This window comes from Pseudonocardia wallangbongensis, from assembly GCF_054486945.1.
Genome location: NZ_JBRERS010000017.1, coordinates 113,364 through 134,886 on the forward strand (window position 1 = coordinate 113,364; position 21,523 = coordinate 134,886).

Genomic DNA, 21,523 nt, shown 5'->3' on the forward strand with positions numbered 1-21,523 from the left:
ATCTCACGGCTGGCGGGTGCCCCTGAGCCGCCGAGCTCTGCGGTGAACCGTCCCGGACGGGCGATCAGGCGCGGGCGAGCTGGACGACTGCCCAGGACAGCGGCGGCAGCGTGATCCCCGCGGTGCCGTCCTCGACCTGCACGCCGGAAAGCGGGCGCAGGGCCACGCGGTCGGGGTGCTGCTCGTCGTTGGTGGCGTGCCGGTCCTGGCCCTCGGCCGCGGCGAGCACCGCGGCGTGCTGCACGCGCAGCTCCCCGAAGCCGCGCACACCGACCTCGACGGTGGCCGGTTCGGCCTGGTCGCGGTTGGCGAGGAACAGCGAGACGACACCGGCCTCGGCGTCCCAGGTGCCGGCGGCGTCCACGAGGTCGACGTCGCCGAAGCGGGGGGTCTCGTAGCGGTCGCTGCGGACCCGGACGTCCAGGATGTCCCCGGTGGCCCGGTGGCGGACCTGCTCGAACGGGTGCGCGATCGGCTGCTTCCAGGCCGGGCCGCCGGGCTCGCTGCGCAGCATCCCGATGACGTTCACCAGCTGCGCCTGGCAGGCGACGGTGACGCGGTCGCCGTGGCGGAGCAGCGAGTTCAGCAGGGTGCCGACGACCACCGCGTCGGTGATCGAGTACTCGTCCTCGATCACCCGCGGCGCGACCTCCCAGTCGCTCTCGTGCTTCGCGATCGCGGACGCGCGGTGGCGCGTCTGGTACCAGACGTTCCACTCGTCGAAGGAGATGTCGATGCGCTTGCGGTGCTTGCCGCGGGCACGCACGGCGTCGGCGGTGGCCACGACCGACTCGATGAAGGTGTCCATGTCCCGGGCGGAGGCGAGGAAGTCGCCCGCGCTGTCCGGGCTGTCGTCGTGCTCCTGGTAGTAGGCGTGCGCGGAGATGTAGTCGACCTGGTCGTAGGTCTCCTCCAGCACCACCCGCTCCCACTCGCCGAACGTCGGCATGGCGTACTTCGAGCTGCCGCAGGCGACGAGCTCGATGCTCGGGTCGACCAGGCGCATGGCCCGGGCCGTCTCGGCGGCCAGCCGGCCGTACTCCTGCGCGGTCTTGTGCCCGACCTGCCACGGGCCGTCCATCTCGTTGCCCAGGCACCACAGCTTGATGTCGAACGGGTCGGCATTGCCGTGGGCGCTGCGGAGGTCGGAGTACTTGGTGCCGCCCGGGTGGTTGGCGTACTCCAGGATGTTGCATGCCTCCTGGACGCCGCGGGTGCCGAGGTTGACCGCCATCATCGGCTCGGTACCCGCGGCGCGGGCCCAGCGGGAGAACTCGCCCAGGCCGAACTCGTTGGTCTCGATCGAGCGCCAGGCCCGGTCCAGTCGCCGCGGGCGCTCCTCCGTGGGGCCGACGCCGTCTTCCCAGTAGTACCCGGAGACGAAGTTGCCGCCCGGGTAGCGCACGACGGTGGGGCCGAGCTCGCGCACGAGGTCGAGCACGTCGGTGCGCAGGCCGTCGGCGTCGGCCTTGGGGTGGTCGGGCTCGTAGATGCCGGTGTAGACGCAGCGGCCCATGTGCTCGACGAACGTACCGAAGAGGCGCCGGGGGACGGGGGCGATCGTGAAGTCGGGGTCGATGGTCAGGCGTGCGCGGGGCAAGTGGTTCCTTCCTGGGTCACGTGCCGCCGAGGCCGGTGGTGGCGACCCCGCGGATGATCTGGCGTTGGAAGAGCATGAAGACGATGATCAGCGGGAGGCCCGCGAGGAGCGCCGAGGCCATCACCTGGGCGTAGCGGACTCCGAACGCGCTCTGCACCTGCACGAGACCCACCGGGAGCGTCATCAGACCGGGGTCGGAGGTGATGATGAACGGCCACAGGAAGTTGTTCCACGCGTGGATGAACACGAAGATCGCGACGGCGGCGAGGATCGACCGCGACAGCGGCAGCACGATCTGCAGGAAGATCCGCAACGAGCCGGCACCGTCCACGCGGGCCGCCTCTTCCAGCTCGTGCGGGATGCCGTCGAAGAACTTCTTGAGGATGAACACCATCGCCGGTACGACCAGCTGCGGCAGGATGATGCCCAGGTAGGTGTCGGCCAGCCCCATCGCCAGCATCTGCCGGTACAGCGGCACGATCAGGATCTGCGGCGGCACCATGATCCCGGCGATCGTCAGCGCGAACAGCACCTTGCGGCCCCGGAAGCGGGTGCGGGAGAAGCCGTAGGCCGCCGCGGCCGACAGCGCCACGGTGAGCACCGTGACCACCACCGACACCACCGTGCTGTTGACGAACCAGGTCACCAGGTTCCCGTTGGCGAGCACCGAGGCGTAGGCCTGCAGCGTGAACCCGCGGTCGGGGACGACCTCGAGCGGCACCGTGGTGGTGTCGGCCTCGTGCTTGAGCGAGGTGAGCAGCGCCCACACCAGCGGCGCCAGCCAGAGCACCGCCACCACCAGCAGCGCGGTGATGATCCCCGCGCGGGCCAGCGGGGTGTAGCGCCGCACGTCCGCGGCGCCGTCATCCGAGCGTGGACGGCGGGCCCGCGGCAGGACGGGGGTCGTGGCGGGGTTCGCGGTGTCGGGCGCGGTGGTCACGGTTCGCTCCTGCGGCTGAGCCGGGCCTGGACGAGGGCGATCAGGATGATCAGCACGAAGAACATGTAGGAGATGGCCGAGGCGTAACCCAGGCGGTAGTCCACGAACCCGGTGTCGTAGACGTACTGCAGGATCGGCGTCGCCGACCCGGCCGGCCCGCCGCCCGCCTGGAACAGGATGTAGGCCTGGTCGAACAGCTTCAGCGAGGCGAGCACCTGCAGCACCACCACGAGGCCGGTCGTGCGGTTCAGCAGCGGCAAGGTGATCGAGAAGAGCCGCCGCCAGCCACCGGCACCGTCGATCTCCGCAGCCTCGTACAGCTGGGCGGGGATCGCCTGCAGGGCGGCGAGGTAGAGCAGGAAGTTGAACCCGACCGTCCACCAGACGGTGAGGATGACGACCGACCACAGGCCGACGTCAGGCTCGGTGAGCCACCCCACCCCCGGCAGGCCCAGCCCGGACAGGACCCCGTTGAGCAGGCCGTAGTCGCCGGAGAACAGCCACTGCCAGATCAGGGCGACGGTGGCGACCGGCAGCAGGAACGGCGCGAAGTAGGCGAAGCGCCAGAACCACTGCCCGCGGACCCCGGTCTGCACCAGCAGCGCCATCACCAGGGCGACCGCCACCAGCGGGATCGTGCTGCCGATCGTGAACAGGACCGTGACGCCCAGCGTGCGCCAGACCTCGGGGTCGGAGAACAGCCGCACGTAGTTGGCCAGCCCGATGAACTGCGACTCGGCGCGCACCAGGCTGGTGTCGAAGAAGCTCAGACCCAGGCCGTAGACCAGCGGCCACAGCACGAACGCGGCGTAGACCAGCAGGAACGGCAGGACGAACCAGATCCCGCCGCGGCCGCCGACGAGGCTGGGGCCCCCGCGGGCGGCGGTGCCCGGCGCGACGCGACTCGGCGCGGCGACCGTCCCGGCGGTCACAGGGGACTCCCGAAGGTGAGCTGCTCGTCGAGCCAGCCGATCAGGTCGTCGGCGCCCTGCTCCGGTGTCAGCGCCCGGGTCGCCACCCCTTGCAGGCTCTGCCCGGCCCGCGACATCAGCGTCGACCCGGATCCGGAGAAGTAGACCTCGGGATCGAACTCCACCACCTGCGCCGCCTCCCGGTAGTTCGATATCGGCTGCTCCGCCTGGTACTCGGGACTCGCCGCCACCGCGGACAGCGCCGGGATGTGCCCGCCGCCCGTCGCCCAGACGAGGCTGTTGCGCAACATCGACACCGCCATGTCGTACGCCGCCGCGCGGGCAGCGGGGTCGACGCGCGCCTGCGCCGGCAGCACGAAGCTGTGGCTGTCCGCCCGCACGTACGGCGTGTCCCCGAACAGGGCGGGGAACTGCGTCATCGAGAACGGGATCTCGGCCTCGCGGGCCGACGTCACCTCCCACGGTCCGACGAACAGGAACCCTGCCTGCTCGCTGGCGAAGGCCGCCGGTGCCGACTGCCCGTCGAGGGTCGGCGAGCCGATCGTCCCGTCGCACATCTCCCGCAAGAACGTCATCGACCGGACCACCGCGTCCCGGTCCACCTCGGCCGGCCCGCCGTCGGGAAGCCGCATCTGCCCGCCGAGCTGGCGGAACAGCGACCAGAACACCATCCACACGTGGGAGCTCTCGCCGATGCCGAGTGAGATCCCGATGGAGCCGGTGACCTCGGCCGCGCGCCGGCCCGCGTCGAGCATCTGTTCGGCGCTGGTGATCGGCGCCAGTGTGCCGTCCGGGGCGAGCAGCCCGGCCCGCTCGCAGATGTCGGTGTTGTAGTAGAGGACAAGCGGATGGGTGTCGAGCGGCAACGCCCTCAGCCGGCCGTCGATCAGCACCCGGTCCAGGACGGGCTGCGGGAACTCCTCGATGCTGACGCCCCGAGCCGCGAGCTCGTCCAGGTCCCACTCGTCGAGCAGGTCGCGCCCGAACGTCGCCAGCCGGGAGGCGTGCAGCGTGGCGAGGTCGGGTGCCCGCCCGCCCGCGCAGGCCATCGCCAGCTTCGTGTAGTAGGGCGGGCCCCAGTCGAGCGTGGTGTCGGTGACGCGGACACCGGGAGCCTCGGTCCGGAAGTCGTTGACGAGCTCCACCATGAGCTCGCCGTCGCTGCCTCCGAAGAAGTTCCAGTACGCCAGGTCGACGGCGCCCCCGGAAGGTCGCGCGCACGAGGACAGAACGGCGGCGCCGCCGGCGGCGGCCGTCGCGCGCAGCAATGTGCGGCGCGAGAGTCGGTGCGTCGTCATCGACAACCCCCTTTTACATCGTGGTAATACCCTCTACGGAGTGCCCTGGGCTGTCAAGGGCGTCGACCCGGGGAGACTGGAACGATGGGGACACGACGACGACCGGTGACGATGCGCGACGTGGCGAGCGCCGCCGGCGTGTCACCGAAGACCGTGTCCAACGTGGTGAACGACTACGTTCACGTGCGTCCCGAGACCCGTGCCCTCGTCCAGCGCCATGTCGAGGAGCTGGGCTACCGGCCGCAGGCCGTGGGCCGGCAGCTGCGCAGGGGGCGCACCGGCGCCATCGCACTCGCCGTTCCGCACGTCGACATGCCCTACTTCGCCGACCTCGCCGCCCTGCTGGTCAGCGCCGCGCGCGAGCACGGGCTCACGGTCGTCGTCGAGCAGACGGACGGCGACATCGAGCGCGAGCGCCAGGTCGCCGCGGGCTCGCCCGTCCGGTTCGCCGACGCGCTCATCTTCAGCCCGCTCTCGATGCCTCCGTCCGAGCTGGCCGCCCCCCGCCACGACACCCCGATGGTGCTGCTCGGCGAGCACGGGGCGGCCGCGCAGGCCGACCGCGTCGACATCGACAGCACCGCCATCGGCCGCAGTGCCACGACCCATCTGGCGGCGTCGGGGCGGCGGCGGATCGCCGTGATCGGCCACCAGAAGGACCGGGCGAAGTCGGCGACGGAGCAGCGGATACTCGGCTACGCGCAAGCGCTGCGGGCGGCCGACCTGCCGGTGGAGCCGTCGCTGATCCGGACCGTGCCGGCCTGGGACCGGGGGCCCGGCGCGGACGCCGCCGACGCACTGCTCACCGAGCACCCGGACGTCGACGCCGTGTTCGCCGCCAACGACGTGCTCGCCATCGGCGCCTTGAGCGCATTGCACCGCCGAGGCCGCCGCGTGCCGGACGACGTCGCCGTCGTCGGCGTCGACGACGTGCCCGAGTCGCGTTTCACCACCCCCGCGCTCACCACCGTGGCGATCGACCGGGCGTTCGTGGTCGAGTCGGCGCTGGAGATGATCCTTTCCCGGCTGGCCGAGCCCGACCTCCCGCCCCGCAGCGTCACCACGCCGCACCGGCTGGTGGTGCGCGCGAGCAGCTGAGCGAGGAGCCGGCGCAGAATCTCGAACGGCATGACCCGCCGACCCGAGGCGCTGCTCAGAAGCCGAGTGCGTCGGCTCCTTTGAGGCCGAGCATCTTCCGGGTGTCGTCCGGGGTGGCGATCTCGAAGCTCAGGTCCTCGAGAGCGGCACGGATCTTGCGGACCTGCTGGGCGTTGCTGGTGGCGAGCTCCTGCTGTTCGCCGAGGCGCGGACCGACCGCCGGGTCCGCTCGGAGCTGGTCGACGACCATGACATCCGGTTCCTGACTGTGTGGCCGTCGCGACCACCTACAGCGACGGGGTGTTGCTCTGATCACAGCCACGACATGCGGTGATAGACCCATGCGAACTCCCCAACGACATCGGGGTCGACATCATAATCCGGGCGAGTCATCGACACCGAGGCGAAAGCCGCGGGGTCGCCACGCGTCAGCGAGTCGCGGATCGTATTGCTGCATGATCTGCCGAATCCGCACCGTGGCCAGGTCTCCGAGTGACTCATATATCTCGATCCAAAGATCTCGAGCTGCACGACGTGGCCACTCCTTGGGCAGCAATTCTTCAGGTAGTCCCGGGTCCATTCGAGCGAAGCCGCGATAGGCGTCCATGATCAATGTCCGCTGGACGAGTGCGGTCGAGGCGTTCACCAGGCCCGCTCGTACGTCGGTGAGCAACGGTTCGTACTTGGCAATGAAGTCGTCGTAAGCGCGACGTTGGCCTTCGACATTCCAAGCGCTGATGAGTTCTCGACCCGTAGGGCCGCCGACCTCGGTCGCCGATAGGACGGAGACATCGGCGACGCCTAGATCGATCAGATATCTCCGCAGGCTTGTCTCGGCCGGTCGAGGAGAGACCCACAGGCCATCGAAGAGCGGAGCGAAGCCGCGCCAATGCAGCCGTTTGCGAACCATGTGGCGCAGGTTGCGCTGTTCTTCGCGCAACGTGAACGCGACCACGGTCCAGGTGCCGTCCCAACTCTGATCGGCGGCAAAATTGCTGATACGACGCGCGCCCGCGATGAGGTCATCCCGTGCAGCCGGCGTCAATCCGTAGAAGGTATTTCTGCCGACCTTCTCCCGATCGAGCGTTCGTCGGATGATGAGCCGGTTCAGTGCGGCCCGTGCCGCCGCTTCACTCGCGCCGAACTCCGCGGCGACGTCGGTGAGGATCCTTGACGGTATCCGCGCAGTAGACCGAAGCCAGAAGTCGCCGAAAAGCGTTGTGAACAGTCGCTGCGGAGAGATTCGCTCGCCTTCCCGCGAAGTAGCGATTGGTGTCGGCTTCGTCATAGGCCAGTCCTCGTGCTGCTCGACCGGAGCGGAGTGTCCCCGGATGCGAACGACTCAGGCCGCTCCGCGTTGAGAGCTGTCCCGCGCACCCGACCATCCTAGTATGCTGCGCTAATACGTCGTTGACTGCTGGGCGACCGGCGGCCTCCGGTCGCACGGTCAGTCTGCCAGGAGCGGTGGATTCAGCACCGGTCGCTCGGGGGCCAGGTCCTGCAGTCGGTAGTGTTCCATGATCTGGAGATACGAACCGTCATCGAACATCCCCTCGAGAACCTCCAAGACCCGAGGTGTCAGCTCGGCGTCCTTGGGTAGCACCAGCCCTTGGTTGTTGCGTGTGCCGGACGCCTCCTCGGGCTGCGGCAGGCGCGTGAAGGCGTTATCGGCGTCGATCGTGTATTGTGCCGCACCCGCGGTCGTGCCAGCGGCGATCGCGCGCCCACTCTTCACCGCGAGCAATGTCGCGTTGGTATCGGCAAGCGGCATCGGAGTGACCGCCCCCGCGCCTTTGCCCACGCACCAGGTTGACAGGTCGTCCACTTGGGTGCCGACCTGGGAGGCATCGACGAACGCGATGGACCCGCCGCACAACGAGGTGGCGTCTTCGCCCTCGATCACGGCCTTGTCCACGAGGTAGTTCGTACGTGAGGTCGCCCACCCCACGAGGTCGAAATCCTTGGCGCGATCCGGAGTGGTCTGGATGGGGCCCATGAAGATGTCGTAGCGGTCCGACTTGATTCCGGCGAGGACCGGCGCGAGTCCGTGTGCGACTTCGGTGAAGTTGGGCTGCAGGCCGAGTCGTTCCGCGATCGCTCGCGCGAGGTCGAAATTCGGCCCCGAGAGACTGGAGCCGTCGACGACAGAATAGGGCGGATGTTGCTGGTAGGCCACCTCGAGCACACCCGACTGCTGCGGACCGGGGGTGGTTCCGGGAACGCCGCAGGCCGTCAGGAGGAGAGCCGTCAGAACGGCCCCCACACACCCGGACATCTTCCTGTTCATCGAACTTCTCCTTGGTGGGTGCCTCGGGCTCCGGTGTCGCCTACGCGGCACCGCTGCCCGCGTGGTCCTCGTCCGGCGCGGCGGGACCGTCCTGTGCGGCGACGTGCTCGTCGCTCTCTGTGCGGCCGATGAAGGCGCGCAGCCGGTCCGAGCGCGGTGCGCTGAGAACGTCAGCAGGCAGGCCCTGCTCGACGACCGACCCACCGTCCATGAACACGCACCAATCGCCGATCTCGCGCGCGAAGTTGAGGTCATGGGTGACCACGACCATCGTGCGACCACGCTGGGCGAGCTCACGGATGACCACCATCACCTCCTCGACCCGTTCTGGATCGAGAGCGCTGGTCGGTTCGTCGAACAGCATCACGCGCGGATTCGGACCGAGCGCCCGCGCGATGGCGACCCGCTGCTGCTCGCCGCCCGACAGCGTGATCGGGTAAGCGTTCTCCCGGTGCGGCAGGCCGACTCGTGACAGCAGGTGCCTGGCGCGTTCGACCGCTTCCTTCTTCTTCATCCCGTGGACGCGAACCAGCGGGTCGGTGATGTTCTGCATCGCGGTGAACTGTGCGAAGAGGTTGAAGTTCTGGAATACCATTCCGATCTTACGCCGCTGTGCGCTGATCGGGCGCTCGCGCATCTTCCGCAGTACGCCGCGCTCAACGGCGACCCCCTGCGCCACTCCGTCGAGAACGATCGCACCGTCGTCGATGGTCTCGAGCTGATCGATGCATCGGACCAAGGTGGACTTGCCCGAACCGGACTGCCCGATGATGACGACCACCTCGTTCTCGTGGACGTCCAGGCTCACGTCGCTCAACGCAGCGAAGTCACCGAAGGACTTGGAGACGTTGGCGATGCGCAGCACCACGTCGGATCCGCGCCGGCCCGAACGCGTCGTTCCCGCGACTTCTGCCGAGGCGCTCATCCTGCTGCCTCCTGCCGGCGAGCTGCACCTTGCTTTACCGGGGCCGCGTCCCGCGAATGCCCCCGGCCGTAGCGTAGCTCGAGCCACTGCTGCACGTAGTTGAGCGCGAGCACGATCACGAGATACCAGAACGTGGCCACGAGCAGCAGCGGGATGATTTCGAACGTGCGGTTGTAGATTCGCTGGACCGAGAACAGCACGTCGCCGACGGCGATGACACTCACGAGTGCCGTGCCGTGGACGACATGGATGAACTGGCTCCCGGTCGGAGGGACGATGACCCGCACCGCTTGTGGGAAGATGATTCGCGAGAACGCCTGCCACGGAGCGTACCCGGCCGCTTTCGCCGCCTCGCGCTGGCCGATCCCCACCGACATGATCCCCGAACGGACGATTTCCGTCATGTACGCGCCCTGGATGAGCGAGAGGCCGAGGACCGCGGCGACCACCGGTGTGACCACCTGGTTCGTCTCCCACGCGCCGAGTACCGGGCCGAACGGCAGCCTGAACTCGAGCACGGGAACGAGGTAGGCGATGTTGAACCAGAAGATCAGTTGGACGAGCGCCGGCGGGGTCCGGAAGAACGTCACGTACGACCAGCCGGACCATTGCAGGGGCCGGAACGCGCTCAGCCGGAAGGCTGCGAACACCGTGCCCAGGATCGTGCCGAACACCTGCGCGACGACCGCCAGGGTGAGCGTGACAGCAAGTCCCGAAAGGATCTCCGGGTCGAAGAGGTACCTGAAGAACACGTCCCACTGCAATTGTGGGCTCAGCGCCAGGAAGACGCCCAACTGGGCGGCGATCAGCGCCAGGATCGCACCCACGACGATGCGGACGATCGGGACGCGCTTCCGGACCTTGCGGGCGTCGATGGCGGCCAGGTCCAGGGTCGGCGGCGGTGACTGCGTCGGCACCGTAGTCATCACTTCTCCTTCGAGAGCCTGGTTTCGATGAACTCGACCATCATCTCGCGCATCCGGTCACCGTCCCACGCCCGCGAGTCGACCGGATCCGTCGGAAGGTCGAGGACGGGAAACCCTTCCGTCTCCAGAGCGCGGCGGATGAACTTCACGCCGTGGTCACCGTCGTCGAGTTGGACTGCTCCGTCGAGGCGGTGGGTGCGGGCCTCCCACACCGCCCAAGCCCCGGCCCAGGGTGGATAGTGGAGGTAATCGTTGAACGTCGCGTACCGTGCCGCGAGGTTCCGGACAGGTTCGCGCACGCCGTACCGCGGGTATGCGTCGCACGCGATCGACAGGTAGTTGGATCGTGCGAACACCACGCCGTGGCTCTTCTCGAACTCGCTGAGGAACTCCAATTGCTGCCACAGGCCCCGGCCCACGTACATGAGCCGGTAGGTCTCGTTGGGACATACCCATTGCTGCTCACGGGCCCGTTCCTGCACCTCGTCCCGGAACGCCTCCGCCTGCCGCAGCGCCCATTCGGTTCCCCGGTGCCACTGGATCCCCATGACCTGCGACATGACCTCGGCGAGTCGTACGGGCAGCTTCGGCGCCGTCTGCAGGACGGCCCGGACGTCCTCGAAGCAGCGCTCCTGCGCGTTGACGACATCGATGATCGACCTCAGCCTTTCTCGGTCGAGGGTGCGCTCGAAGATCCGCTCGCACGCGGTGATGAGGCTTTCGTACTGGGCGGCGAGTGCGTCGATCCGGTAGGTCTCCTCGAGGTCCTCCCAGGCGTGGTGGGATTGTTCCCACCACGCCACCGAGGGCCGCGCCACTGTCGGTCTCTCGAGGTTGATGTGTGGCACGCCGTGGTGACGGGCGATCGCCTCCGAGCTCCCGGCCCCGCCCATGGTGACCACCAGTGCGGGTCGAGGCAGGCCGCCCCACGGCTTCCTCGGCGGGTCGTCTTCGTCGAGGACGACGCCGAGGGCGAGACCGCTGTAGCGATCCAAGCCGTCGTGGTAGCCGTGTCGTCCGAGAACGTCCGAGTAATGCCTGGACTGTCGCTTGGCGGCGACGATGCTCGAGTACCACACGTCGGTGACGTACGGGATGTCCATCGCTTCGAATATCTCGTGGGGCACGCTGGCGCCTGCGAGGACGAAACCGTCGCGCCCGTGCAGGACGCGCTCCTGGAGGTCGCTCCACCATTCGCGCTGGTGGGCTCGGAGTGTGGCGGTGACCCGGAGAACGCTGTTGTCGGTCGTTCTCGAGGGTCGGCTCGTGTCCTGCGCGGAGGTCATGACGCCGACGCCAGGCGCCCGCCGAGACCGTCGCTACCGCGGAGCCAAGCGCCGACGGCCTGTTCGAGATGCGATGCGCCGTCGGGCGTGTGCACATCGGCGATCACCGTGACGACTCGCACTCCTCGTGCCTCCAGCTGCTTTCTCAGTTCCGGCACGTACCAGCCCAACGTGCGATCACCTGTCGGGATGTGCAGGATCACGCCGTCGACCTGCTCGTTCACCGCGTGCAGGCACCAGTCCACGCGCGCGGCGTAGGGCACCAGTTCGGGCCCCGCGGCATCGCGGTGGGCCGCCGCCGCGAGTGATCCGACGGGATCGCTGCCCGCGGGGAGATCAGGAGCAGCGGTTCGGGAACCCCAGGTGAAGTCCTCGGCGACGATGTTCCCGCCGGCCCGCTCGGCGGCGGCGTGGATCGTCGGCACGCCGCCAGCATCCCCGGAGAGGAGAACCAGCCTCGGGCGGGCGATCGAGTCGGCGGTTTCGAGCGACTCGTTGAACGCCTCGAGTCCTCGCAGGTTGGCGCATGGGTCCCCGGTGCGACCGGCCGCAATGACCGGGAGGGCGTCCGTGCCGAGGACGGCTCCTCGCCTGCGGTGCCGGTCCAGCCGACGGTACTGCTCGCGCACCGCGTTGGACTCGACGAACGTGCGTCGGAGGTCCTCGGATGAGATCGCAGTGCGGGTGGCGTGCTCGACGGCGTCCGCCAGCAGCTCCACCTGTCGACGGTTGTACTGCTGCACCGGGAGCTCGCGCGAGAGGAGCAGGTCGAAGATGTGGATCGGCGGCAGGTCGGGAGCTAGGCCGAGCCTCACCAGCTCCTTGAGGTAGTAGTACACGTCGCGGTAGCAGCGGTCGATCACGACGAGGCGGGCGTGGTTCCAGTTGCCGCGTGCCAGCTGGTCGAACACCGACCGGACGTCTGGATCGAGCCCGGCCTCCATGTAGAGGTCACCCAGTTCGGTCGGCTCACCGGGCGCGCTCTCCACGAGTCCGACCCGGCCACCGGCCGCTCTGACCAGCTCGTGCGGAACCGTGTACCCCGCACAGACGATGAGCGGCCGCGGGTCGTCCCGCGGGGGCCGTGGAGTTGCCATCTGGTGCCGTTCTCCTTCGGGGGCTTCGCGGGGACCAGTCTCAGCGTTGTGCGAGCGACTGTCAACGCTTGTATAGTACGTCGTGACCAGATCGTCGTCCGTCTCGCCTGTATCTGCAGCTCTTCACGGGTTTGCGTCCGAGATGGCCGCTCCGGCCGATGCTCATGGGGTTGCGGTTCGCTGTCGGTCGTCACAGGATGAGCGCAGATTGGCGTCCGCGTGACCGTTGTGATCGAGAGCAGTTCCGCAGAGAGGCAGGCCATGGAGCTCGAAGGCGCAACCCGGCGACCGCTCGAGGGTGTCGTCGTTCTCGACCTGACCTCGGCCCTCGCCGGGCCGTACTGCACGTTGCTACTGGCGGGTCTCGGCGCGCGCGTCATCAAGCTGGAACCGCCGGCAGGCGACGGCAATCGCAATCAGCCGCCCTACCTCGGGCACGACGGCATCAAGATGGAGCGCACGCACGCCGGGGACACCTCCATCGGTTTCCTGAATCGCACGCGCAACAAGGAAAGCATCACGATCGACTTGAAGCACCCGGCCGCCCGGCCGGTCTTCGACGACCTGTTGCGCAGCTCCGACGTCCTCGTCGAGAACTTCAGTGCGGGCACGACGGAACGTCTGGGCATCTCCTATTCCGAGGTGCGCCGGATCAACCCCCGCCTGGTGTACTGCTCGATAACCGGCTTCGGCTCGGCGGGCGGGCCGGGGCGGACGAAGGCCTTCGACAGCATCGTCCAAGCCCTCAGCGGCATCATGATGGTGTCCGGGAACGAGGGCGATCCGCCCGTGAAGGTCGGCATGCCGATCGCGGACCTCGCTGCCCCGCTCTTCGGGACGATCGGCGTCCTCGCGGCCCTCTGGGACGCCCGATCCACGGGGTCGGGTCAGCACGTCGACGTCTCCATGCTCGGTGCGCTGACCTCCTTGGTCTCGTCCGAGCCCTTCTCCGTGCTGCGGCAGCTCGGGCTTCCGACGCGTACGGGTGAAACGGTGCCTCGACTCTCTCCCTTCGGGTTGTTCAGGACGAAGGACGCGTACGTGGCCATCTCTGCGGGGAACGACCGGCTGTTCGCTCAGCTCGCGACCGTCATCGGACGACCGGAACTCGCCGCCGACCTGGAGTATCGAACCCGCGACGCCCGAGCCGCGCGCTGGCAGCAGACCGACGCCATCGTCACGGAGTGGACTGCTCGCCACAGCTCACAAGAGGTGTACTCCATGCTCGCCAGGGCGAGCGTTCCTGTCGCGATAGTCCGGGATCCGGTGGAGGCGGCGAACGATCCGGAAGTCGTGGCTCGGGGCGAGACCGAGTCGCTGCCGCACCCGGCCGGATTCCAGCCCGACCAGCCGATCATGGGCCCGGGCGTCCCCATCGTCTTCTCCGAGTCCCGGGTGTCGCTCGACCGTCCCGCTCCGCTGCTCGCGGCGAACAGCGAAGACGTCCTGATCGGTCTGTTGGGGTACAGCCGGGAACGGTACGAGGAGCTCTGTCTGGAGGGTGTGCTCGGGAACGTGCGAGACCGGCAGGTCACGCGGTGATGCCGCTCGAAGGCCTCACCGTGCTCGACTTCACCCACGCGTACGCGGGGCCGTTCTGCACGTTCCTGCTGTCCCTCCAGGGTGCGAAGGTCGTCAAGATCGAATCGTCGTCCGGGGACGAGCATCGCACTCGGTTGGTGTTCGACCAGCTCAACGCCGGCAAGCGATCCGTGGTCGTCGATCTCAAGTCCGCGCAGGGGCAGCGGGTGGTCCACCGCATCGCGGCCACTGCGGACATCGTCGTCGAGAACCTGCGCCCCGGCGTCGCGAAAGCGCTGAAAGTCGACGCGGACACGCTCGACGCCGTTGCGGACAACCTCATCCACTGCTCGATCAGCGGCTTCGGCCAGGTCGGCCCCTTGGCGGCCCGCCCGGCCATCGAGTGGACCGTCCAGGCAGCGACGGGCGTGACGTCACTCTATCTCGACGATGACTCCGACCCGATGTTCAACGGGATCTCCTTGCTGGATCCGTTCAGCGGGTTCCTCGCCTATTCGTCGATCGTGGCGGCCGTGCTGGAACGTCGCCGTACCGGCTCGGGGCAGCGGTTGGACATCTCGATGGCCGAGGGAAGCATGATCTTGCAGGCCGCACGTACCTTCGAGTCCCTCCAGGGGGCGTCGGAGGCGGTCTCGCCGCGGCGCCCGACCATGGCCCGCTTCCCGACGGCCGACGGCTCGTGGATCTTCATCGCCGCGCTCCACGACAAGTGGTTCGCTCGGTTGTGCGAGGTCCTGCGCGTGCCCGAGCTCGTCGTCGACGAACGGTTCGCCAGCCCGTCGAGGCGCCAGGACAGCGCCTCCGAGCTCTACGCCCTCCTGTCGGCACGGACGCGGCGGTCACCTGCCCGGACGCTGCTCGACCAGCTGGGGGCACGAGGTGTGCCCGCCGAGTTGGTGAACGGTTTCACGGACTTCGTTCCTGAGCTCGCGCGCGATCGCGGCTGGACTGCCTCGGTGCCGAGCGGGCGGGGAAGCACCACCGAGATCTTCCGCCCCGGCCTCGGCGCGGAACGTGGCGGTGCGGATCCGGGAGCCGTCCCCGCACTCGGTGCCGACACCGAAGCCGTCCTGGCCGAGCTCGGCTTCGATCACGACGAGGTCGAGGAGCTCGTCGCCGACGGGGTCGTGGTCCGACCGACTCGCTGACGTGGTTCGTGCGGCAGCTCGGCCCCGCGACCACTCGGTGCGGCCCACCGGTGGCCGCCCCGCAACAGTTGATCACCCAGGCGCGCATCCCGGATCAGATGCGCAACCGGAGCGCGGCGACGGGGCACATGGCGACCGCCCGTTCGGCTGCGCCGGCCAGCTCGGGGGCACGGGGTCGTGGAGCGGTCGCGCCATCGCGTCGTCGTCGAGCTCTAACACCCCTGGCGCGACCTGCTCGCAGAGCCCGTGCCCCTCGCAGCGGTCCCGGTCGACGTCTACGCGCACCGCTCAGCCCCCGAACGCCAGCATCACCCTGGCACCCTGCGGGATCACGGTCCCGTCGATGTCGACGTCGGTCGTGGTGTGGCGGAAGAAGCACTGCACGGGCGACTCCAGCCGCAGGGACTCCTCGAACGCCGCGCGCACCAGGTCCGGCTCGGCCCGCAGCCGGGCGTAGACCTCCGGTGCGCGGCTCCACAGCCACACGGTGCTGGCGATCGCGTTGATGGTGGTGTCCATGCTGGCCACCAGGTAGGCCGACAGCAGCGGCTGGACCGAGTCGTGGCCGATCTCGCCGCGGTCGGCGGCGTCGTATACCGCGGCGGCCCACCCGTCGGGGCGCAGGCGCTCGCGGGCCATCTCCGTGCTCAGGTAGCGGCCCATCGCCTGGGCGGCCGGGGCGGTCTCCTCGACGCGCCGGTTGAACGGGCCGAAGTTGTTGAACGCGGCGTCGGCGACGACCGGCAGCTGGTCGCGGGAGTCCTCGGGCAGCCCGAGCAGGTCGGCCACGACGGTGACCGGGAAGACGGCGGCCAGCTCGGCGACCACGTCCACCGGGCCCGACCGCGCCACCGCGGCCACCAGGGCGTCGGCCTGCTCGGCGATCGTGGTGCGCAGGCTGGCGAGCGCCCGGGGGGCGAGCCGGTCGGCCAGCACCGCGCGCAGCCGGTCGTGCTCGGGCGGGTCGCTGGCCAGCACCGTGCCTCGCAGCTGAGCGTTGACCTGCGGTTCGTACCCGACGCCCCGCGCCGAGCTGAACCGCTCGTGGTCGCCGAGGGCGGCGCGCACCTCGGCGTGGCGGGGCAACACCCAGGTGTCGTACCGGTCCAGGTGGACCACCGGACCGGCGGCCCGCAGCGCCTGCCACGTCGGCCAGGGATCGGCCAGGACGTCGTCGGCGAAGACGTCGGCGTCCGACGTCCGGGCAGGTGCGGTGGTCATGGCGCTCCTCGGCGAGTCCCACGGTCGGCCGTCCCAACTCTGCTGATGATCCGCGGGCGGCGGAAATCGACGGTTGCGATGGCCCCATTGGCCGCGCGGATGTCGGTCAGGTGCCGAGTGGGGCGCACGCGTCGGCGACCTGTTGGCGCAGCCAGACATGGGCCGGGTCGCGGGTGTGCGTCGGGTGCCAGCACAGGGACTCGACGATGGGCCCGGCGTCGATGGGCAGCGGGAGCGCGCGGATCGCGGTGGCGTCGGCGAGCCGCTCGGCGAGCCGCCTGGGCACGGCGGCCACCCGGTCGCTGCCCGAGACCAGCATGGGCAGGGACTGGAAGTTGTCGACCTCACCCTCGACCCGGGGCTCGACGCCGAACGCGGCGAGCCGGTGGAACGGCGCGCTGACCGCCGCGGGGCGGTGGTGGGTGACGAGCCAGGGGGCGTCGGTCAGCTCCTGGGGTGTGGGCCGGTCGGAGATCGCCGCGTTGTCCTCGGCGGCGATCACCACCCACTCGTCGCGGTAGAGGCTGACTCTCGGGTAGCCGGAGGCGTGGCCGTGCGGGAGCACGACACCGTCGACGGTGCGCAGCACGGCGTCGAAGTCGGGTGCGTTGCTGGCGGTGATCAGCTCCCGCAGGTGCAGCCGGGCGCGGGGGGCCGCCGCGCGGAGCAGCCGCAGCAGCGGATCGCCGAAGACCATGATCGCGTAGTCCGAGACGATCAGGCTGAACCGCTGGTCGGTGGTCGCCGGGTCGAACGACGACTGGGTGGCGAAGGTGCGCTCGACGACGTCGATCGCGGCCGCCGACCGCTCCCGCAGGCTGATCGCCAGCGGGGTCAGCTCGTAGCTGTTGCCCACCCTGGTCAGCAGGTCGTCGCCGAAGTGCCGACGGAGCCGGGCGAGCAGCGCGCTGGTCGACGGCTGGCTCAGGCCGAGCCGCCTGCCCGCGCGGGTGACGTTGCGCTCCTCGAGCAGGGCGTTGAGCGCGACCAGGAGGTTGAGGTCGAGACTGGCCAGCCGCATTCGTCCCCCCATCAGCTGCGGCGATGAAGCCATCGGGACTATTGATTTCTCCGATCGCCGTCAGCTTGCCACGGTGGGGCGTCGATGAGGAGGCCGGATGAGCCCTGACGAACCACGTGGTGCCGACCTCGCGGGCGGGTTCGCGCTGGGCACCTTCTCCCGGCCGGGTGCGCCGGGCCGCTTCGCCGGGCTCGTCGTGGACGGGCGGGTGCTCGACCTCGGCGCCGGGAGCTCCGCGGTGGCGAGCACCCGCGACCTGCTCGCCGGCTGGGACGCCGCACTCCCGGTGCTGTCCGCGCGCGCTGCCGGTCCCGCCGGGGAGTGGGTGGAGCTGGCCGGGCTGCGGCTGCACGCCCCGGTGCAGCCGCGCCAGGTGGTGCAGGCCGGGATGAACTACCGCACGCACGTGCTCGACCTGGTCGTGGCGCACGCCGCCGCCGACGATCCGCGCGACCCGGCGGAGATCCGCGCCGAGGCCGCGGCCGCGCTGGACGCCCGGCCGCCCGGCGAGCCGGTGCTGTTCCTGGGCAGCCCGACCGCGGTCGCCGGCCCGTTCGACGACCTGGTGCTGCCCGGCTACAGCGCCGAGCACGACTGGGAGCTGGAGCTCGCCGCGGTGATCGGCCGGCCCGCGTTCCGCGTCGACCGCGCCGAGGCGCTCGCACACGTCGCGGCGTACACGATCGTCAACGACGTGACCACGCGCGACCTGGTGATGCGTGCGGGCGTGCCCGGCATGGACTGGTTCCGGTCGAAGAACGCGCCGGGCTTCCTGCCGACCGGCCCGTTCCTGGTGCCGGCCGCCGCGGTGGGTGACCCGATGGGCCTGCGCGTGCTGCTCACGCTCAACGGCACCGCGATGCAGGACGAGTCGACCGCGGACATGCTCGTCGACGTGGCCGGGCTGGTCGCGGCGGCGTCGCACACCCTGCGCCTGCTGCCCGGCGACCTGGTGCTCACCGGGAGCCCGGCCGGCAACGGCAAGAGCCGCGGTCGCATGCTGCGCCCCGGCGACGTGCTGGCGGGGTCGATCACGGGGCTCGGCCGGCAGGTCGTGCGCTGCGTCGCGGAACCGGCGGGCTGGACGGGGGAACCCTCGTGAAGACGGTGCTCGTCGTCGGTGGCGGGACGGTCGGCAACGCGCTGACGATCCTGCTGCGCCGCGCAGGCGTGGCGGTCGACCTGGTCGAGCTGGACCCGGACTGGAGCGCGCTGGGCTCGGGCATCACCCTGCAGGGCAACGCGCTGCAGGTGCTGCACGACCTCGGGGTCTGGGACGAGGTCTCGGCCAACCTGGAGACCTCCGAGGCGGTGCGCCCGTTCCCGTCCCTCGGCGGCCCCGGGGTGCCGTCGGGCGGCGGGATGTACCGGCCGGTGCTGCAGTCGATCCTGTGCGACGCGGTGCGCGCGTCGGGCGCCCACGTCCGGTTGGGCACCACCGTCTCGGCGCTCGAGCAGGTCGGCGACGGGGTCGAGGCGTCGTTCCCCGACGGCAGCTCGCGCCGCTACGACCTGGTGGTGGGCGCCGACGGCATCCGGTCCGCCGTGCGCCGGATGCTCGGCATCGAGGTCGAGCCGCAGGCGACCGGGCTGGCGATCTGGCGCGTGTACGCCCGCCGCCCCGAGGCGGTCCGGCAGAGCGGGCTGGCCCACCACGGCGGCCCCGTCTACATCGCCGGCTACACCCTGACCAGTCCTTCCCACCTGTACGCCTACGTAGTGGAACGGGCCCGCGAGCGCGGCGAGCTGGCCGGGCTCGACCTGGCCGCCGAGATGCACCGGCTCTCGGCGACCCTCGACGGCCCCGAGTGGACCGGCATCCGGGCCGACATGACCGACCCGGCCCGGATCGACTACCGGTACTTCGAGTACCTGCTGGTGGACGACCCGTGGTTCCGCGGGCGGGCCGTCGTCATCGGCGACGCCGCGCACGCCTGCCCGCCCACCCTGGCCCAGGGCGCGGCGATGGGCCTGGAGGACGCCGCGGTGCTGGCCCGGCTGGTCGCCGAGGCCGACCCGCTCGACGAGGGCGTGCTCGAGGAGTTCATGCGCCGGCGCTACGAGCGGGTGCGGATGGTCGTGGAGACCTCGGTGCAGATCTGTCGCTCCCTGCTCGACCCGGCGGCGGGCATCGACACCTTCGCCCTGCTGGGGCAGACCATGCAGAAGCTCGCGGAAGGAGCGCCGGTATGACCGAGAAGCTCATCACCCACCTGCGCCACGTCGACCTGGCGGTGCCCGACTTCGCCCGGCAACTGGCCTTCTACCAGGACCTCTGGGGCCTGGAGCCGGTCGCGTCGGACACCGGGCTGGCCTTCCTCGCAGCGGTGGGCTCCCCCGAGCAGTACGTCGTGCGGCTGCGGGAGGCCACCGAGAAGCGGGTCGACCTGGTCTCCTTCGGAGCGGCGTCGGCCGTGGACGTCGACGCGCTGGCCGAGCGGCTGGGCCGGTCCGGCGTCCGGCTGGTGAGCGAGCCCGGCGAGATCGACCTGCCCGGCGGCGGCTACGGGTTCCGGTTCTTCGACCCGGACGGGCGGGTGATCGAGGTGTCCGCGGACGTCGCGGCGCGCGAGCACCGCAAGGTCGAGCAGGGCGAGTCGGTCCCCGTCCGGCTGTCCCACTGCGTGATCAACTCCCCGGACCCGGACGCGCTGGTCTCGTGGTACGAGCGGCACCTGGACTTCCGGCTCTCCGACACCCTGGCCGTCCCGCACGCCGGTGCCCTGATGCACTTCATGCGGTGCAACCCGCAGCACCACAGCTTCGCCGTCTCCCGCGGCGAGCACGCCTCGCTGCACCACGTCTCGTTCGAGATGCGCGGCCTCGACGAGTTCATGCGCGGCACCGGCCGCCTGCTGCGGGCCGGCGCGCAGCTGATGTGGGGCCCCGGCCGGCACCTCGCGGGGGACAACACCTTCAGCTACTTCGTCGACCCCAGCGCCAACGTCATGGAGTACACGACGGAGATGGAGCTGCTCGACGAGGACACCTGGCACCCCGCCGTGCACGACCTCACCGACCCGGCGGTGCAGGACCAGTGGGGGACCGCCAACTCGGTGCAGGACATGATGGCCAAGTCCCCGGCCGACACCGCCGACCCGGCGTTCGTCGCGCCCCCGGTCTGAGTTCAGGCCCGGCAGGTCAGCGGGCGGCCGCCGTTGTAAGCGACCATGTCGCGGAACGCGGCGGGCACGTCAACGGGGCCACCCGGATCCTCGCCGCGGACCTCGGCGTAGGCGCGGTGCAGGTTGCCGACGATGCGCTCGGTCTCGCTCCAGGCCGCGTACTCGCCGAGGTCGGTCTGCCGGGCCGCGTCCAGCGGGCCGATCCCGGCCTCGACGCCGCGGCGGGCGACGTCCTGCACGAACCGCAGGTACTGCACGGTGGGCCCGATCAGCTCCGGGCCGCAGACCGGGCCGTGCCCCGGCACGATCGTCCGGGCGCCGAGCGGGGCGATCACCGTCTCCAGCACCGCGATGGCGCCGGCGACCGAGCCGCTCAGCAGGAACGGGGTGCCGCCCTGGAACAGCAGGTCGCCGGCGTAGAGGACGGACCGCTCCGGCACCCAGAGGATCGAGTCGTTGGTGGTGTGCGCGGGGGTCCCGACGTGGCGGACCTCGCAGCGCAGGTCGTCCACCCAGAGCGTGACGCCCTCGGTGTAGGTCAGGAACGGCGGCGCCGGCGGCAGGTCGCCGCCGTCCATCGGCTCGAAGATCCCCTCCAGCCGCGGGCGAGGACCGGCGACCAGCTCGGCGCGGGTGCCCTCGTGGGCGACGATCGTGGCCCCGGGAAACCAGCCGTTGCCGGCGACGTGGTCGGGGTGGCTGTGCGTGTTGACCAGGGTGTGGATCGGGCCGCGGCCGAGGGCGGCGACGCTGTCGACGAAGGCCCGGGTGCGCCGCTCGGTGGCGGTGGAGTCGACTGCGACCACCCCGTTCGAGCCGACCAGGAACCCGGTGTTGTTGATCATCCAGCTGCCGTCGGGCTGGACGTAGGCGTAGAGGCCCCCGCCGAGGTCCTCCACCCGCGGCGGACCGAGCACGGCGGTCACGCCCGGGTCCCGCTCGCCCGCCGCGCTACCGGGATGGGCAGGGGGTCGGTGCCGGCTACGACCCGGTTGCGGATGGTGCCGATGCCCTGCACGGTCATCGAGACCACGTCCCCGACCCGCAGTGGCGGTGGGTCGGCCCGGCTGCCGCGGC

21 protein-coding genes are annotated in these 21,523 nt (G+C 70.1%); 6 read left to right on the top strand and 15 right to left on the bottom strand.

The genetic code is table 11. From position 1 onward, the window contains the following. Positions 1–64: 64 nt before the first annotated feature. The 4 genes from arfA to ACU436_RS38235 are packed head-to-tail and all read right to left on the bottom strand — an operon-like array spanning position 65 to position 4,770. Complete coding sequence (arfA, locus tag ACU436_RS38220) at positions 65–1,600, bottom strand: arabinosylfuranosidase ArfA (RefSeq protein ID WP_459032000.1); 1,536 nt, start codon at positions 1,598–1,600, stop codon at positions 65–67. Between the two features lie 16 nt (positions 1,601–1,616). Beyond that, positions 1,617–2,540, bottom strand: a complete 924-nt coding sequence (locus ACU436_RS38225) for a carbohydrate ABC transporter permease (protein WP_459032001.1) — start codon at positions 2,538–2,540, stop codon at positions 1,617–1,619. Next, a complete protein-coding gene (locus ACU436_RS38230) occupies positions 2,537–3,472 on the bottom strand; it encodes a carbohydrate ABC transporter permease (protein ID WP_459032002.1) in 936 nt (311 codons plus the stop codon). The genes ACU436_RS38225 and ACU436_RS38230 overlap by 4 nt, the downstream gene beginning before the upstream one ends. Next, complete coding sequence (locus ACU436_RS38235) at positions 3,469–4,770, bottom strand: extracellular solute-binding protein (RefSeq protein ID WP_459032003.1); 1,302 nt, start codon at positions 4,768–4,770, stop codon at positions 3,469–3,471. Before ACU436_RS38235 ends, ACU436_RS38230 begins: the two co-directional genes overlap by 4 nt. A gap of 111 nt (positions 4,771–4,881) precedes the next feature. On the opposite strand from ACU436_RS38235, the gene ACU436_RS38240 reads away from it, so the two are divergent. Then, entirely contained in the window at positions 4,882–5,868 is a 987-nt protein-coding gene (locus ACU436_RS38240) for a LacI family DNA-binding transcriptional regulator (protein WP_459032022.1), read from the top strand. 55 nt (positions 5,869–5,923) lie between these two features. Here ACU436_RS38240 and ACU436_RS38245 read toward each other — a convergent pair whose 3' ends face one another. The 7 genes from ACU436_RS38245 to ACU436_RS38275 form a co-directional block, all read right to left on the bottom strand. Further along, positions 5,924–6,118, bottom strand: a complete 195-nt coding sequence (locus ACU436_RS38245) for a 3-keto-5-aminohexanoate cleavage protein (protein WP_459032004.1) — start codon at positions 6,116–6,118, stop codon at positions 5,924–5,926. Between the two features lie 123 nt (positions 6,119–6,241). Continuing rightward, the gene (locus tag ACU436_RS38250) at positions 6,242–7,156 is read right to left on the bottom strand and encodes a PaaX family transcriptional regulator (protein WP_459032005.1); all 915 of its coding nucleotides are present in this window, start codon (positions 7,154–7,156) and stop codon (positions 6,242–6,244) included. Positions 7,157–7,315: 159 nt separating this feature from the next. Further along, positions 7,316–8,155 carry a transporter substrate-binding domain-containing protein gene (locus tag ACU436_RS38255; protein WP_459032006.1) on the bottom strand — a complete coding sequence of 280 codons (840 nt, stop codon included), beginning with the start codon at positions 8,153–8,155 and terminating at the stop codon, positions 7,316–7,318. Between the two features lie 40 nt (positions 8,156–8,195). Then, positions 8,196–9,080 (bottom strand): amino acid ABC transporter ATP-binding protein, encoded by an 885-nt coding sequence (locus ACU436_RS38260; RefSeq protein ID WP_459032007.1) that lies wholly within the window; start codon positions 9,078–9,080, stop codon positions 8,196–8,198. Continuing rightward, positions 9,077–10,006, bottom strand: a complete 930-nt coding sequence (locus ACU436_RS38265; RefSeq protein ID WP_459032008.1) for an amino acid ABC transporter permease — start codon at positions 10,004–10,006, stop codon at positions 9,077–9,079. The genes ACU436_RS38260 and ACU436_RS38265 overlap by 4 nt, the downstream gene beginning before the upstream one ends. Beyond that, a complete protein-coding gene (locus ACU436_RS38270; RefSeq protein WP_459032009.1) occupies positions 10,006–11,292 on the bottom strand; it encodes a 2-hydroxyacyl-CoA dehydratase family protein in 1,287 nt (428 codons plus the stop codon). Before ACU436_RS38270 ends, ACU436_RS38265 begins: the two co-directional genes overlap by 1 nt. Beyond that, a complete protein-coding gene (locus tag ACU436_RS38275; RefSeq protein ID WP_459032010.1) occupies positions 11,289–12,389 on the bottom strand; it encodes a 2-hydroxyacyl-CoA dehydratase in 1,101 nt (366 codons plus the stop codon). The genes ACU436_RS38270 and ACU436_RS38275 overlap by 4 nt, the downstream gene beginning before the upstream one ends. Positions 12,390–12,608: 219 nt before the next feature. On the opposite strand from ACU436_RS38275, the gene ACU436_RS38280 reads away from it, so the two are divergent. Both ACU436_RS38280 and ACU436_RS38285 read left to right on the top strand, forming a co-directional pair. Continuing rightward, positions 12,609–13,931: a CaiB/BaiF CoA transferase family protein gene (locus ACU436_RS38280; protein WP_459032011.1), complete on the top strand. Its 1,323-nt coding sequence runs from the start codon at positions 12,609–12,611 to the stop codon at positions 13,929–13,931. After that, complete coding sequence (locus ACU436_RS38285) at positions 13,931–15,079, top strand: CaiB/BaiF CoA transferase family protein (protein WP_459032023.1); 1,149 nt, start codon at positions 13,931–13,933, stop codon at positions 15,077–15,079. The genes ACU436_RS38280 and ACU436_RS38285 overlap by 1 nt, the downstream gene beginning before the upstream one ends. Before the next feature lie 72 nt (positions 15,080–15,151). On the opposite strand, the gene ACU436_RS38290 is transcribed toward ACU436_RS38285, so the two are convergent. The 3 genes from ACU436_RS38290 to ACU436_RS38300 all read right to left on the bottom strand — a co-directional run bounded on the left by ACU436_RS38290 (position 15,152) and on the right by ACU436_RS38300 (position 17,321). Next, on the bottom strand, positions 15,152–15,364 hold the full coding sequence (locus ACU436_RS38290; RefSeq protein ID WP_459032012.1) for a ferredoxin: 213 nt from the start codon (positions 15,362–15,364) through the stop codon (positions 15,152–15,154). A 3-nt stretch (positions 15,365–15,367) separates the two neighbouring features. Next, complete coding sequence (locus ACU436_RS38295) at positions 15,368–16,300, bottom strand: cytochrome P450 (protein ID WP_459032013.1); 933 nt, start codon at positions 16,298–16,300, stop codon at positions 15,368–15,370. A gap of 106 nt (positions 16,301–16,406) precedes the next feature. Continuing rightward, the gene (locus ACU436_RS38300; protein ID WP_459032014.1) at positions 16,407–17,321 is read right to left on the bottom strand and encodes a LysR family transcriptional regulator; all 915 of its coding nucleotides are present in this window, start codon (positions 17,319–17,321) and stop codon (positions 16,407–16,409) included. A gap of 97 nt (positions 17,322–17,418) precedes the next feature. On the opposite strand from ACU436_RS38300, the gene ACU436_RS38305 reads away from it, so the two are divergent. Genes ACU436_RS38305 through ACU436_RS38315 form a run of 3 tightly spaced genes read left to right on the top strand, consistent with a single transcriptional unit; the run spans position 17,419 to position 20,446 of the window. Beyond that, positions 17,419–18,423: a fumarylacetoacetate hydrolase family protein gene (locus ACU436_RS38305; protein ID WP_459032015.1), complete on the top strand. Its 1,005-nt coding sequence runs from the start codon at positions 17,419–17,421 to the stop codon at positions 18,421–18,423. Continuing rightward, positions 18,420–19,514 carry an FAD-dependent monooxygenase gene (locus tag ACU436_RS38310; protein WP_459032016.1) on the top strand — a complete coding sequence of 365 codons (1,095 nt, stop codon included), beginning with the start codon at positions 18,420–18,422 and terminating at the stop codon, positions 19,512–19,514. Before ACU436_RS38305 ends, ACU436_RS38310 begins: the two co-directional genes overlap by 4 nt. Continuing rightward, positions 19,511–20,446, top strand: a complete 936-nt coding sequence (locus ACU436_RS38315) for a VOC family protein (RefSeq protein WP_459032017.1) — start codon at positions 19,511–19,513, stop codon at positions 20,444–20,446. The genes ACU436_RS38310 and ACU436_RS38315 overlap by 4 nt, the downstream gene beginning before the upstream one ends. 2 nt (positions 20,447–20,448) lie before the next feature. Here the strand turns inward: ACU436_RS38315 and ACU436_RS38320 are convergent, their stop codons facing one another. Further along, on the bottom strand, positions 20,449–21,372 hold the full coding sequence (locus tag ACU436_RS38320) for an MBL fold metallo-hydrolase (protein ID WP_459032018.1): 924 nt from the start codon (positions 21,370–21,372) through the stop codon (positions 20,449–20,451). Positions 21,373–21,523: the final 151 nt, after the last annotated feature.

Coding starts and splice junctions, on each gene's coding strand:
- ACU436_RS38305 (WP_459032015.1), top strand. CDS start 17,419: ATGAGCCCTGACGAACCACGTGGTGCCGACCTCGCGGGCGGGTTCGCG.
- ACU436_RS38235 (WP_459032003.1), bottom strand. CDS start 4,770: ATGACGACGCACCGACTCTCGCGCCGCACATTGCTGCGCGCGACGGCC.
- ACU436_RS38265 (WP_459032008.1), bottom strand. CDS start 10,006: ATGACTACGGTGCCGACGCAGTCACCGCCGCCGACCCTGGACCTGGCC.
- ACU436_RS38295 (WP_459032013.1), bottom strand. CDS start 16,300: ATGACCACCGCACCTGCCCGGACGTCGGACGCCGACGTCTTCGCCGAC.
- ACU436_RS38285 (WP_459032023.1), top strand. CDS start 13,931: ATGCCGCTCGAAGGCCTCACCGTGCTCGACTTCACCCACGCGTACGCG.
- ACU436_RS38255 (WP_459032006.1), bottom strand. CDS start 8,155: ATGAACAGGAAGATGTCCGGGTGTGTGGGGGCCGTTCTGACGGCTCTC.
- ACU436_RS38240 (WP_459032022.1), top strand. CDS start 4,882: ATGCGCGACGTGGCGAGCGCCGCCGGCGTGTCACCGAAGACCGTGTCC.
- ACU436_RS38315 (WP_459032017.1), top strand. CDS start 19,511: ATGACCGAGAAGCTCATCACCCACCTGCGCCACGTCGACCTGGCGGTG.
- ACU436_RS38300 (WP_459032014.1), bottom strand. CDS start 17,321: ATGCGGCTGGCCAGTCTCGACCTCAACCTCCTGGTCGCGCTCAACGCC.
- ACU436_RS38275 (WP_459032010.1), bottom strand. CDS start 12,389: ATGGCAACTCCACGGCCCCCGCGGGACGACCCGCGGCCGCTCATCGTC.
- ACU436_RS38260 (WP_459032007.1), bottom strand. CDS start 9,080: ATGAGCGCCTCGGCAGAAGTCGCGGGAACGACGCGTTCGGGCCGGCGC.
- ACU436_RS38245 (WP_459032004.1), bottom strand. CDS start 6,118: ATGGTCGTCGACCAGCTCCGAGCGGACCCGGCGGTCGGTCCGCGCCTC.
- ACU436_RS38250 (WP_459032005.1), bottom strand. CDS start 7,156: ATGACGAAGCCGACACCAATCGCTACTTCGCGGGAAGGCGAGCGAATC.
- ACU436_RS38270 (WP_459032009.1), bottom strand. CDS start 11,292: ATGACCTCCGCGCAGGACACGAGCCGACCCTCGAGAACGACCGACAAC.